Source organism: Thermaurantiacus tibetensis (assembly GCF_015354055.1).
In the GTDB taxonomy this organism is placed as follows: domain Bacteria; phylum Pseudomonadota; class Alphaproteobacteria; order Sphingomonadales; family Sphingomonadaceae; genus Thermaurantiacus; species Thermaurantiacus tibetensis.
This window is the reverse complement of the sequence record NZ_JACHTM010000003.1, coordinates 82,208-94,741: the sequence shown is the minus strand read 5'-3', so window position 1 is coordinate 94,741 and position 12,534 is coordinate 82,208. Positions and strand designations below refer to the sequence as shown.

Genomic DNA, 12,534 nt, shown 5'->3' with positions numbered 1-12,534 from the left:
TTGGCAGCGCCCGGCCTTCTCAGACGAGGACGTTCGCGCCGCTCATGTAGACATGGACCTCCTGGAAGCGCTCGCCCCTGATCCGCCAGAAGTTGGTGTTGAAAAGCCGGGTGACCGAGCCGTCGGCCGCGGTCAGCACCGCCTCGAAGCTGGCCGCGATGCGGCCGTGCGCGGCATCGACCGTCGTCACGAAATCCTTGTGGACGATGGTCTCCCACGCGCCGAAGAAGTCCACGAACATCCGCTCGATGGCCGCCTTGCCGGCGTGGGTCGTGAAGCTCGTCTGGATGGTGAAGAGCGCCTCTTCGTGGAAGCAGGCCAGCGTTGCTGCGAGATCCTTCCGGTCGACGGCAGCAAAATAGCGGTGGATGGCAAGATCGACGAGGCCGGCGCGGTCGAGGAAGCAGGGATACTGCATCAGGCGTCTCCCGGCTTCAGCAGGTTGTCGCCGCTCATGTAGACGTAGACGCGGTGGAACAGCCGGTCCTTCAGGTAGAAGCGGTTGGCATTCTCGTACCGCAGCTCGCTGCCGCCGTTCGGCGTGATGAGCACGGTGAACTGCGAGCAGATCGCATTGCTCGCAGGGTCCGCCACGTGCACGAAGTTGCCGTGCCAGATGGACTCGAAGTCGGCGAAGAGCTTCTGGAACATCGCGCGGATGGCCGTGTCGCGCCCTGCATGCACCGTGTTCGAGGTCACCTCGGTCAGCACCGCATCCTCGGTGAAGCAGTCGAGCACCTGCTCGAGGTTCTTGTTGTCGACACCGTCGAAGTAGCGCTTCGTCACGATGTCCACGTAAAAGGGGTAGGGGAGGGGGCGCTGGCCCGCTCCGCCCTCGGTCCACGTCATGGCAGGGCCCTCCGGATCTGCTCGCGCCGTTCCACTTCCGGGGCCGGGAACGCCCGCTTCGAGTGCGAAAGGCCGAGCGACAGCAAAAGCTCGAGATGCTTCCACGCCACCTGCCCGGGATTGATGACGGGAACCGGCAGCTCGGCTGCAAGATAGGCGGCCGACTGGTGCATCGTGGTGGAGCCGAGGACGATGACGTCGGCCCCGTCCTCGGCGATGGCAGCTTCCGCTTCGGCCTTGAGCTTCGCGAAGATCACCTCTTCCTTGCCCGCGAGCAGCTCGGTCACGTCGGGCCGGGTGTCGATCGAGCGGAGCGAGGCCACCCGGTCCCACCAGCCATATTCGGTGAGCGTCTTCTCGTAGAGCGGGAACCACTGCGGCCACATGGTGAGGATGGTGAACCGCTTGCCGAGCATCATCGCGGTTGCGAACGCCGCCTCGCCGGGCCCGACGACGGGGATGGAAAGCGCCGACCGCAGCGCGCGCAGACCGCTGTCCGACACGGTGTCGATGAGCACGCCGGAATAGCCTTCCCGCTCGGCGTCGATCCCGGCCTGGAACACCGTCCAGTCCATGAGGAGCATGTCGTGGTAGCTGTCCCCGAGCGCCGCGCCCCAGGGGACGGCCACGAACTCGGGGGCGTAACCGGGAGAGACGAGATGTGCCGGAAGCTGGGCTGCCCGGGCCGCAACGCCGGTGGCGTCCATCGGGATCGGCACGATGACCTTGATCCTGCGGGTCTCGGACATGGGCTCCCCGGCTGGCAACGGCGACCGTTTCTGTATACAGAGAGGCTCAGGATGGCCGTCACCCAACGGTTTTGACAGGGGAGGAAGGAAAGGGCAGCCCATGTCGCGCGCGGCCGACATCGCCTATGCCGAGATCCGCGGGCTCATCCTCTCGGGCCAGGCACCGCCGGGCACGCGGCTCAAGGAGGAGGAGCTGGCTGCCCGCTGCGGTGTCTCCCGCACGCCCGTGCGCGACGCGCTGCGCCGGCTCGAGGGCGAGCTTTACGTGGTGCGCAACGGCAGCGGCATGCAGGTTGCCGACTGGCGGGCGGAAGACGTGGAGGAGCTGTTCGCGCTGCGAAGCATGGTCGAAGCGCATGCCGCAGCGCGCGCTGCGACGCGGATCGACGCCGAAGCGCTCGAGGAGTTGCGGGCGATCAACGCGAGGCTCGAGGCGGCCATCGCGCGGCCGAGCGCCGACATCCAGGCCTTCCTCGAGGCGAACCGCGCCTTCCATGCCCGGATCCTGGCAGCCGCCGCCTCGCCGCGCCTGCCCGCAATCCTCTCGCTTCTCGTGGAGCAGCCGGTCGTTCGGCGCACCGCCCAGCGTTACGGACGCGACGCGCTCGAGCGATCGGCTGCCGAGCACGCCGAGCTGGTGCGGGCGCTCGCCGCGCACGACCCGGAATGGGCGCGGGCCGTGATGACCGGCCACATTCGCCGGGCCTATCACGCCTTCGTGGACGCCTCCGGAAGCGATCCGGCCCGCGCCACATAGGCCAGCGCGTCGGCGAGCCCGATCACGTCGGCGGTCTTGGCGGCAAGGTCGAACAGGTTGGCCTCGTGGATCGCGCGGTCCCGGTCGCCGCAGGCGTCGCGGACGACGAGCGGCACGAAGCCGTGGCAGAGCGCGTCGACGGCCGAGGCGCGCACGCAGCCGGACGTCGAGAGCCCCGTGATGACCAGCGTGTCGATGCCCTTGCTGCGCAGCATGTCGGCAAGGCTGGTGCCGAAGAAGGCGCTCGGATACTGTTTGGTGACCACGATATCGCCCGCTTGCGGCGCGAGCTCGGGCGTGAAGTCGCCGAGCGGGTTCCCGGCATCGAAGCAGGACAGCGCTGCGATCTTCCGGTAGAAGAGCCCGCCGTTCCTGGCCGGGTCGCCCGGCACATATTCGACGCGGGTGAAGATGACCGGAACGCCTGCGGCGCGCGCGGCATCCGCCAGCTCCGCGGCGGCGGCGCGGGCGTCCTCGACGCCAGCATAGAGCGGGGAGCTGCGGACATAGTAGGCGGCAGCGAAGTCGACCAGGAGGAGGGCGGGCTTCGTGCCCCAGGGCAGGGTGCCGCCGAACCCGGCGGCGCGATAGTCGGCTGCCACGTCGCTCACATCGTCCTTCGCCATCGCGCGTCCTTTCCGCTTGCGGTCTCGCCGGCCGGAGGTATAGGCAGGCGCAGAGGTTTTGTATACAGAAGGCGGACGCGAGGGGGTGGTTCCGTCTCGCCGAGTGGAGGCGCGCATGGATCCGGCAGTGGGCCGTTCGGTGGGCGACGGGGCAGGCAACAGGGCCGGCGAGGGGGTGGCGGGAAAGCCGTCGGTCACCATCGTCGAAGTGGCGCCGCGCGACGGCCTCCAGAACGAGAAGGAAATGGTGGGCACCGCCGACAAGGTGGCGCTCATCGCCCGGCTGGCCGGGTTCGGCGCCACCCGGATCGAGGTGGCAAGCTTCGTCAACCCGCGCCGCGTGCCGCAGATGGCCGATGCGGAACACGTGATTGCCGCCCTCCCTCCCAGGCCTGCCCGTGGCTATTCCGCCATCGGGCTGTGCCTGAACCCGCGCGGCGTCGAGCGCGCGCTCGCCACGCGCGAGCTTCCGAACGGCGGGCTTGACGAGGCCGGCTGCGTGCTAGTGGCGACCGACGCCTTCGGAATCCGCAACCAGGGCCAGACGGTGGCCGACGGCATCGCCGCCAACCGCGCGATGCTGAAGGCAGCGAAGGCCGGCGGCCTGTTCGCGCAGGTGACCATCTCGGCGGCCTTCGGCTGCCCGTTCGAGGGCGCGGTGCCCCCTGAGCGGGTGGTCGCGCTGGCAGAAGCCATGGCCGAGGCGGGGGCGGAGGAGATTGCACTCGCCGACACCATCGGCGTGGCGGTGCCCGCCCAGGTCACCGACCTTGTCGCCCGCGTCCGCGAGGCGGTCGGCCATGTCCCGGTGCGGATCCATCTTCATGACACGCGCGGCCTGGCCCCCGCCAACGCCTGGGCGGCGTACGAAGCGGGCGTCAGGGTGTTCGACTCGGCGCTGGGCGGTCTTGGCGGCTGCCCGTTCGCACCCAAGGCCACCGGCAACGTCGCAACCGAAGAGCTGGTCTACCTCTTCGAACGCTCGGGCGTTGCAACCGGCCTGCGGCTCGAGGCCGCGCTGGAGGCGAACCGCTGGTTCGCGGGCGTCATGGGCCGGGCGCTCCCGAGCCGGGTGGGTCGCGCCGGGGATTTCGTGGTGGCGGAGAGGCAAGCAGCATGAGCTATCGTCTGGGGGTGGATGTCGGCGGCACCTTCACCGACCTTCTCGTCATCGACGAGGAGAGCGGCGAAACCTGGCGGGAGAAGGTGCCCTCCACGCCCGACGACCCGTCGCGCGCCGTGATCGCCGGCGCCCGGGCCGTCTGCGAGAAGGCCGGCGTGTCGCCGGAGTCCCTCTCGCTCTTCCTCCACGGCACGACGGTGGCGACGAATGCCGTGCTCGAGGCCAAGATCGCGCGCGTGGGGCTCGTCGTGACCGAGGGCTATCGCCACATCCTCCAGATCGCGCGCAGCCTGGTGCCCGGCGGGCTTGCCGCCTGGATCGTCTGGCCCAAGCCCGAGCCGATGGCCCCGCTCGAGGCCACCATCGAGGTGCCCGAACGCATCGCCGCCGACGGCTCGGTGGTGCGCCCGCTCGACGAAGCGGCACTCCGGCGGGCCTGTGAGCGGCTGCGCGAGGAGAAGGTGGAGGCGGTGACCGTCTGCCTCATCAACGCGTATGTGAACCCTGCGCACGAGAAGCGCGTCGGCGCTATTCTCGCCGAGGAGCTTCCGGGCGTGCCGGTGAGCCTTTCCTCCGACATCCTGCCCGAAATGCAGGAGTATGAGCGGGCGCTGACGACGGTCGCCAACTCGGCCGTGCGGCCGACCGTTGCCCGCTACGTCGGCAACCTCGACCGCGAGCTGAAGGCCTGGGGCACCTCTGCCAAGCTCCACCTGCTCCGCTCCGACGGCGGCCTCATGACGGCCGAGAAGAGCGCCGAGGCGCCGGTCAACCTCCTCATGTCGGGGCCTGCAGGTGGCGTCGCCGGTGCCGTCTTCGTGGCGAAGAACGCCGGCTTTCCGAACGTTCTCACCCTCGACATGGGTGGCACCTCGACCGACGTCGCGCTCATCGAGAACTATGCCCCGCGGCTGCGGCGCGAGACGAGCGTGGGCCATCTGACGGTGCGAGCCTCGTCGCTCGACGTGAAGACGGTGGGGGCAGGCGGCGGCTCGATCGCGAGCGTGCCCGAGCTCACCAAGGCGCTTCGCGTTGGGCCGCAGTCGGCCGGCGCCGTGCCCGGCCCTGCCGCCTACGGCCGCGGCGGCGAGCTTCCGACGGTGACGGACGCCAACGTTGTCCTCGGCTACCTGCCCGAGAACCTGCTCGGCGGCAGCTTCCGGCTCGACCGCGAGGCGGCGCGCCGGGCGGTCCAGACCATTGCCGATGCGCTCGGTCTCGGCCTCATGGACGCCGCTGCCGGCATCATCTCGATCGTGAACGAGACCATGTTCGGGGCGCTCCGGCTGGTCTCGGTGCAGCAGGGCTATGACCCGCGTGACTTCGCCCTCATGGCCTTCGGCGGCGCCGGGCCGCTCCACGGCAATGCCATGGGCATTCTCATGGGCTCCTGGCCGGTCATCATCCCGCCGTCGCCGGGCATCCTCTGCGCTTATGGTGACGCCACCACGCGGCTGCGCGTCGATGCCCAGCGGAGCTTCAACCGGCTGGTGACGCAGACGAACGAGGCGGAGGTCGAGGCCGTCATCGACACCATCGCGAAGGAGGTGACGGCGGAGCTTGCGGCCGAAGGCGTGGCCCCTGCCGAGATCGAGCTCGCGGTCGAGGTGGATGTCCGCTACGCGGGCCAGGCCTTCGAGGTCCCGCTGCCCTTCGCCCGGGGCGGTTCGATCGCCGAGCTTGCCGCCCGGTTCGATGCCGAACACCTCCGGCTCTTCACCTTCAACCTGCCCGTGCCGCAGGAGCTCGTGAACATCCGCGTGGTCGCACTCGGCAAGGCCGCGAACGTGACGGCCGAGCGGATTGCGGAAGGCAACGGCGACCCGTCTGCCGCCAAGCTGCGCGACCACGAGCTGTGGATGGACGGCAGGGCGCAGCAGGCGGCAATCTACGACCGCGCGCGCCTGCGCGCCGGGGACCGGGTGCCCGGACCCGCCATCATCTGCGAGATGGACTCGACCACCCTCGTCCACACCGGCCATCTCGCCACCGTCGACCCCTTCGGCAACATCCTCATCCGGCCCGCATGATGCGCGCGCTTCTCCTCGCTGCCCTGCTCGCCGCACCCGCGCAGGCTGCGGCCGAAGTGGTGGCGTCCGCGCCCGACGGCTTCACCCTGCGCTTCTCCGGCCTCTCGCCGAGGCCGCCCGCGGAGGCCTGGGCGGCGCTCGCCGACTGGAGCGGCTGGTGGCCGGACGCCCAGACCTTCTCCGGCAAGGCGGCGAATCTTTCTTTCGGGGCCGAGGCCGACGGTGAGCTCGAGGAGGAATGGGACGGCGGCTGGGCCAGCCACGGCGAGGTGGTGCTCGCCATGCCGCCCAAGCTCCTGCGCAGGCACGCCGCCTTCGGTGCGCTCCAGGCGCTGTCCGTCGCCGGCGTCCTCGAGTTCGCGCTTGCGCCCGAAGGGCAGGGCACGCGCCTGACCCTCACCTGCCGGGTGGGCGGGCCTGCCTCCGCGAAGCTCGACAGCCTCGCCGCGCCTGTCAATGCCCTCTTCCCCGAAGCCTTCGCCCGGCTTCTTGCCCACACCCCGCCGCCCCCATCCGCCGAGCCTGCGCAGAAGGAGCCCTGACCATGCCCGCCCGCATCGTCGAGACCAACCCCAAGCCCTTCGCGGCCGTCAACATCGACCCTGTGACCCTCGACATCATCGAGAACGCGCTGCGCAACGCCCGGATCGAGATGGACGCGACGCTGACGCGGACCGCCATGTCGCCGGGGATTCGCGAGCAGGGCGACGCCTTCCCGCTCATTGCCGACCACAAGGGGCGCATGATCGTCGGCCAGTTCGGAAGCTTCATCGACGGCTTCCTCAAGGCTTACGACGGCGACATCGAGGACGGGGACATGATCTTCCTGTCCGACCCCTACAGCTGCGAGGGCGCGATCTCCCATTCGAACGACTGGCTGGTGCTCCTCCCCGTCTTCCGCTCCGGCCGGCTGGTGGCGTGGACGGCGATGTTCGGCCACCAGTCCGACATCGGCGGTAAGGTCGCCGGCTCGATGCCGATCGATGCCAGCTCCATCTTCGAGGAGGGGGTGCGCATTCCGCCGGTCAAGCTCTACGCGCGCGGCGTCTACAACCACGAGCTCATCAAGCTCGTCATGCACCAGACGCGCAAGCCCGACTGGTGCGCGGCCGACCTCAACGCCCTCATTGCCTCGTGCCGGGTGGCTGCCCGCCGCGTGCAGGAGATGTGCGACCGCTTCGGCGACGACGTCTATGTCTCGGCGACCGAGGCGCTCCTCCAGCGCAACTATCGCGCGATGAAGGCGCTCATCGAAAGCTCGGTGTCGACCGATCGCGTCACCTTCGAGGACTATGTCTGCGACGACGGGGTCGGCTACGGGCCCTACCGCATCCGCTGCGCGATGTGGCGCGAGGGCTCGAAGGTCATCCTCGACTTCGACGGCACCGACCCGCAGTCCGAGGCCTCGATCAACTTTTATCTCAACGAGAACATGTTCAAGATGTTCTTCGGCATCTACATGATCATGGTCTTCGACCCGGCGATCATGTTCAACGACGGCTTCTATGACCTCATCGAGGTGCGCATCCCGGAAGGTTCGCTGCTCAAGCCCCGCTATCCCGCCGCACTCTCGGGCCGTACCCATGCGCTGGGCCGAATCTTCGACATCCTGGGCGGCCTTCTCGGCCAGCGCACGCCCGAGTTCCTGTGCGCGGCCGGCTTCTCCTCCTCGCCCCACCTCATGTACTCGGGCCGCGACCGCAAGGGCGAGTGGTTCCAGCTCTTCCAGATCGGCTTCGGCGGCATTCCGGGCAAGCCCTTCGGCGACGGGCCCGACGGCCACTCGCTCTGGCCGGGCTTCACCAATGTCCCCAACGAGTTCCTCGAGCGCTACTTCCCGCTCCGGATCGAGCGCTACGAGGCGCTCGCCGACAGCGGCGGCCCGGGCAAGTTCCGCGGCGGCAACGGCATCAAGATGAGCTATCGCTTCCTCGAGCCCGGCACCGTCTCCATCCACGACGACCGCTGGTTCACCTACCCCTGGGGGGTGAATGGCGGGAAGCCGGGTGCGCGGGCGCGCAAGATCCTCGAGAAGGCCGACGGCACGACGAAGGTCGTCCCCAACAAGATCGACAGCCTCAGGGTGGAGGAGGGCGATGTGCTCCACTTCATCACCTGGGGCGGCGGCGGCTGGGGCGACCCGCTCGAGCGCGACCCGGCGCTCGTGGCCAAGGAGGTGCGGCAGGGCCTCGTGACTCCCGAGGGCGCGCGGCGCTACGGGGTCGTCTGCGACGGCGAGGGCCGGCTCGACATGGCCGCAACCGAGGCGCTCCGCGCCGAGATGCGGGCGAAGGCCACCAGCAACGCGCTCTTCGACTTCGGCGGCACCATCGAGGAGCTGCGCGCCCGGTGCGAGGCCGAGACTGGCCTGCCCCCGCCGAAGCCGCCCGTGTGGCACCACCTGAGGCAGGCTGCGGAGTAACGACATGGGGCAAGCAGGGTCTGGTCCGCTTGCGGGCCTCAAGGTCGTCGAGATGGGCCAGCTGATTGCAGGCCCTTTCTGCGGCCAGCTCCTCGGCGACATGGGCGCCGACGTCATCAAGATCGAGCCGCCCGGCAAGGGCGACCCGATGCGTGACTGGGGCCGCGGCGAATATCCCCTCTGGTGGGAAATCGTCGCCCGCAACAAGAAATCGGTCTCGCTCAACCTGCGGGTGCCCGAAGGCCAGGCGCTCGCGCGGCGCCTCATCATGGGCGCCGACATCCTCATCGAGAATTTCCGCCCCGGAACCCTCGAGGGCTGGAACCTGGCGCCAGCCGACCTTCTCGCCGAGAAGCCCTCGCTCATCGTCGTGCGCGTGTCAGGCTACGGGCAGACGGGCCCGTATGCCGAGCGCGCCGGCTTCGGCGGCATCGGCGAGGCCATGGGCGGCTGGCGCGCGATCGTCGGAGACCCTGACCGGCCGCCGGCGCGCATGGGCGTCTCCATCGGCGATTCGCTTGCCGCCACCTACGGCTGCATGGGGGCGCTTGCTGCACTCCGGCACCGCGACCTTACCGGCGAGGGCCAGATCATCGACAGCGCGCTCTACGAGGCGGTGCTGCAGGTGATGGAGAGCCTCGTGCCCGAATATACCGTCTCCGGCTACTTGAGGGAACGATCGGGCTCGGTGCTGCCAGGCGTCGCCCCCTCCAACGTCTACCCGTGCGCCGATGGCGAATTCCTGATCGGCGCCAACCAGGACACGGTGTTCGCGCGCCTGTGCGCCGCCATGGGCCGCCCCGAGCTCAAGGACGACCCGCGCTATGCCACCCATATCGCGCGCGGCCGCCACCAGAAGGAGCTCGACGACCTGATTGCCGAGTGGACGCGGACGCTGACGGTCGCCGAGCTGGAGACGAAGATGGTCGAGGCAGGCGTCCCCGCCGGCCGGATCTACCGCGCCCCCGACATGCTCGAGGACCCGCACTTTGAGGCCCGCGAAGCGCTCATCGAGCTTCCCCACCCGCGCTGGGGCACCATCACCATGCAGAACAGCTTCCCGAAGTTCTCGAAGACGCCAGGCGGCGTGCGCAGCCTCGCGCCGCAGCGTGTGGGCGAGCACAATGCCGAGGTGTTTGGCGCGCTCGGCCTCTCGGAGGCCGAGCAGGCCGCGCTTGCCGAACAGGGCGTGATCTAGCCGCCGCTCAGGGCTTGCGGCTCAGCATCAGCCGCGTCTCCGGCCCCGGGTTGCCCGAAAGCTGGAGCGTGTGGCGCCCGGGGCCGAGCGGGAACTCCACCACCTTGCGGATGCTGGTGCAGGGCGCGAGTGCCCCAAAGGCGGTGGACTTCACGAGGCCGTTCGGGCTGATGACGTCGACCCAGAGCCCGGTCGAGGCGGACAGCCGCCAGGTTCCGGCCTCGGGCACCTCCACCGCGAGAAGCCCGGCGTGCGGGTTCGCGGGCTTTCGCTCCTGCTCGGGCGGCTGACGGAGCGTGACGTCCCCGGACGGATGGAGCGTGACCGCGACTGGCGCCCCTATCGGAACCGGGGTCCCCGCGCCCGACTGCGCCGCCGCCACGGCCACGGCCTCGCCTGCCCAGGCGGCGAGATCGGCCGGCAGGTTGGCGTTGGAAACTTCCTTGCAGGCGGGGGCTGCCATCTGCGCTGCGGCCGGCGCGGCGACCAGCGCAAGGGCAAGGGAGAGACGCATCGGCATGTTCACGGGTGGGCCTTTCCTTGAACCAAGAGACCTGTATACCCTGCTATACAGGACTCGTGCCGCAGCAAAGCCCCGTGCCCAGGAATTCCATCGCCCTTGCACTTCTTCTCGCCGCCCCGGCCGCGGTCCAGTCGGCCCCTGCGAGCCCGCCGGCTGCGGCCTCTCCGCGTCCCTTCGAGCTCGGCACCATCACGGTCTCGGGAACCCGCCAGCCTGGCATCGACATTTCCGGGAGCAGCCTTTCGGCCGAGGCCATCCTCGCCTTCGAGCGCCTCACCCTTGACGAGGCGCTGAAGCTCGTTCCCGGCGCGACGGCCTCCAACAGCGGCGGCTCGAGGAACGAGCGGCTCATCTTCGTGCGCGGCTTCGACCGGCTCCAGGTGCCCCTCTCGATCGACGGCATCCGAGTCTATCTGCCGGCGGACAACCGCCTCGACTTCGGGCGCTTCGTGACCGGCGACATCGCCGAGGTGCAGGTCGCGAAGGGCCATGTGTCGGTCCTCGACGGTCCCGGGGCCATGGGTGGCGCCGTCAACCTCGTCACCCGCACGCCCGGCGACCGGCTTGATCTCGAAGGGCGCGCCGGGCTTTCCCTCGACCGCCGGGGAGATCTCTCAGGCCACGACCTCTTCGGCTACGCGGGCACGCGCCTGGGCCGCTGGCATGCGCAGGTCTCGGGCGCCCGCAACGACCGCGACTTCTTCACGCTCGCGAAGGGCTTCACCCCTACGCCCAACCAGGCCGCCGGCCGCCGCGACTTCTCCGACGCGCGCGACTGGCGGGTCAACGCCCGGATCGGCTTTGCCCCGATCGAGGGCGGCGAGATCGCCGTCAGCTACACCCGCCAGGAAGGGTCGAAGAACGCCCCGCTCGAGACGACATTCCCGCTGCCGGTCCAGCGCTTCTGGGCCTGGCCGGAATGGAATGTCGAGACCATCGCCCTGTTCGCCGCGCTTCCCTTGGGGGACTCGGCAAGGCTGCGCGCCCAGGCCTACCGCTCGCGCTTCGACAACCTGCTCCGCGCCTTCGACAGCCGCAGCCAGACGACCCAGACCCTGCCACGCGCCTTCAACAGCTGGTACGAGGACGAGGCGGTCGGCGGCTTCGTGCGTTTCGACGCCGATCTCGCGCCGCATCATGCCCTTGGCCTCGCGCTTCATGTGCGCGAGGACGAGCACGTCGAATATCAGCAGGTCTTCCCGTCGCGCGTCATCGAGCCGCCGCAGACCTCGCGCGAGACGACCTGGAGCGCGGCCGGCGAATGGCGCTTCGCCGTCTCCCCCGTCCTCTTCCTTGCGGTCGGCGGCAGCTTCGACTGGCGCGACCTCCACCGGGCGGAGGACTATGGAACGCCGCCGGGCGGTGGCCCGGCACGCGTCTTCGCCTACCCGACTGCCAACGGCCAGGCCTGGAACGCGCAGGGGAAGCTCGACTGGCGGCCCGACCCGGCGAGCCGCGTTGCGCTCGCCGTCTCCTCGCGGGCCCGCTTCCCGACCCTCTTCGAGCGCTTCTCGTCGCGCTTCGGCGGCGCCACCTCCAACCCCGACCTCGGCGCGGAGCGCGCCACCCAGGTGGAACTCTCCGGGGCCCGCGAGGCGGCGCGCTGGCGGGCCGAGGGCGCCCTGTTCGTGGCGGACGTGCGCGATGCGATCTTCTCCGTTCCCGCCCTCTTCTATCCCTGCACCGCCTCCACCGTGCCGCCGCCAGTTCCGACCCTCGGCTGCGAGCCGCAGCCGGTGAGCCAGAGCCGGAACGTCGGCCGGGGCAGCTACTGGGGTGCGGAAGGGGCGCTGTCGGCCGAGCTGACGTCACGCCTCAGGACCGGTGCCAGCCTCACCTTCGTGAAGCGCGACATCGCCGATCCGAACAATCCGGCGTGGCGACCCACGGGCGTCCCCGACATCTCGGCCTTCCTCTGGGCCGAATGGGAGCCGCTCCCCGCCCTGTTCCTCCTCCCCAGCCTCGAACTCGCCGGAGACCGCTGGCTGGTCAACACTGCCGGCAACCGCTGGATTCGCGATGGCAGCCACGCGCTCCTGAACCTCCGCCTCGCCTGGCGGCCCCGGCCGGGGCTCGAGGTGGCGGCCGCTGCGAACAACCTCGCCGATGCCAACTACCAGCTCGCGTTCGGCTTTCCGGAGCAGGGACGGAACGTCCGCCTGTCGGTTCGGGCGGTCTACTGACGGCAGGCAACATGCGCGGCGGCGGCAGGCGCCCGCCGCTGCGTCTTCCGCCCGGCGCGGCACCTCGCGCCAGC

At 69.9% G+C, this 12,534-nt stretch carries 12 protein-coding genes; 7 read left to right on the top strand and 5 right to left on the bottom strand.

Annotated elements, in window-relative coordinates; translation table 11 throughout:
* Nucleotides 1–19 precede the first annotated feature (19 nt).
* From H3H34_RS09070 to H3H34_RS09060, 3 genes are read right to left on the bottom strand one after another with little or no spacing between them, the layout of a single operon-like run.
* Complete coding sequence (locus H3H34_RS09070) at nt 20–418, bottom strand: nuclear transport factor 2 family protein (RefSeq protein ID WP_194744975.1); 399 nt, start codon at nt 416–418, stop codon at nt 20–22.
* Nucleotides 418–849 carry a nuclear transport factor 2 family protein gene (locus H3H34_RS09065; protein ID WP_194744974.1) on the bottom strand — a complete coding sequence of 144 codons (432 nt, stop codon included), beginning with the start codon at nt 847–849 and terminating at the stop codon, nt 418–420. Before H3H34_RS09065 ends, H3H34_RS09070 begins: the two co-directional genes overlap by 1 nt.
* Nucleotides 846–1,598: an aspartate/glutamate racemase family protein gene (locus tag H3H34_RS09060; RefSeq protein WP_194744973.1), complete on the bottom strand. Its 753-nt coding sequence runs from the start codon at nt 1,596–1,598 to the stop codon at nt 846–848. The genes H3H34_RS09065 and H3H34_RS09060 overlap by 4 nt, the downstream gene beginning before the upstream one ends.
* Before the next feature lie 100 nt (nt 1,599–1,698).
* Between H3H34_RS09060 and H3H34_RS09055 the strand changes: the two genes are divergently transcribed.
* The gene (locus H3H34_RS09055) at nt 1,699–2,355 is read left to right on the top strand and encodes a GntR family transcriptional regulator (protein WP_194744972.1); all 657 of its coding nucleotides are present in this window, start codon (nt 1,699–1,701) and stop codon (nt 2,353–2,355) included.
* On the opposite strand, the gene H3H34_RS09050 is transcribed toward H3H34_RS09055, so the two are convergent.
* Nucleotides 2,307–2,981, bottom strand: a complete 675-nt coding sequence (locus tag H3H34_RS09050; protein WP_194744971.1) for an isochorismatase family protein — start codon at nt 2,979–2,981, stop codon at nt 2,307–2,309. The genes H3H34_RS09055 and H3H34_RS09050 overlap by 49 nt on opposite strands.
* Nucleotides 2,982–3,096: 115 nt before the next feature.
* Here H3H34_RS09050 and H3H34_RS09045 point away from each other — a divergent pair, with 115 nt between their 5' ends.
* The 5 genes from H3H34_RS09045 to H3H34_RS09025 are packed head-to-tail and all read left to right on the top strand — an operon-like array spanning nt 3,097 to nt 9,754.
* Nucleotides 3,097–4,101: a hydroxymethylglutaryl-CoA lyase gene (locus H3H34_RS09045; RefSeq protein ID WP_194744970.1), complete on the top strand. Its 1,005-nt coding sequence runs from the start codon at nt 3,097–3,099 to the stop codon at nt 4,099–4,101.
* Entirely contained in the window at nt 4,098–6,134 is a 2,037-nt protein-coding gene (locus tag H3H34_RS09040) for a hydantoinase/oxoprolinase family protein (protein WP_194744969.1), read from the top strand. Before H3H34_RS09045 ends, H3H34_RS09040 begins: the two co-directional genes overlap by 4 nt.
* Nucleotides 6,134–6,676: an SRPBCC family protein gene (locus tag H3H34_RS09035; RefSeq protein ID WP_194744968.1), complete on the top strand. Its 543-nt coding sequence runs from the start codon at nt 6,134–6,136 to the stop codon at nt 6,674–6,676. The genes H3H34_RS09040 and H3H34_RS09035 overlap by 1 nt, the downstream gene beginning before the upstream one ends.
* A gap of 2 nt (nt 6,677–6,678) precedes the next feature.
* The gene (locus H3H34_RS09030) at nt 6,679–8,556 is read left to right on the top strand and encodes a hydantoinase B/oxoprolinase family protein (RefSeq protein WP_194744967.1); all 1,878 of its coding nucleotides are present in this window, start codon (nt 6,679–6,681) and stop codon (nt 8,554–8,556) included.
* 4 nt (nt 8,557–8,560) lie between these two features.
* Entirely contained in the window at nt 8,561–9,754 is a 1,194-nt protein-coding gene (locus H3H34_RS09025; protein ID WP_194744966.1) for a CaiB/BaiF CoA transferase family protein, read from the top strand.
* Nucleotides 9,755–9,761: 7 nt separating this feature from the next.
* Here H3H34_RS09025 and H3H34_RS09020 read toward each other — a convergent pair whose 3' ends face one another.
* Nucleotides 9,762–10,280, bottom strand: a complete 519-nt coding sequence (locus H3H34_RS09020) for a hypothetical protein (RefSeq protein ID WP_194744965.1) — start codon at nt 10,278–10,280, stop codon at nt 9,762–9,764.
* Between the two features lie 71 nt (nt 10,281–10,351).
* Here H3H34_RS09020 and H3H34_RS09015 point away from each other — a divergent pair, with 71 nt between their 5' ends.
* Complete coding sequence (locus H3H34_RS09015) at nt 10,352–12,460, top strand: TonB-dependent receptor plug domain-containing protein (protein ID WP_194744964.1); 2,109 nt, start codon at nt 10,352–10,354, stop codon at nt 12,458–12,460.
* Nucleotides 12,461–12,534 lie beyond the last annotated feature (74 nt).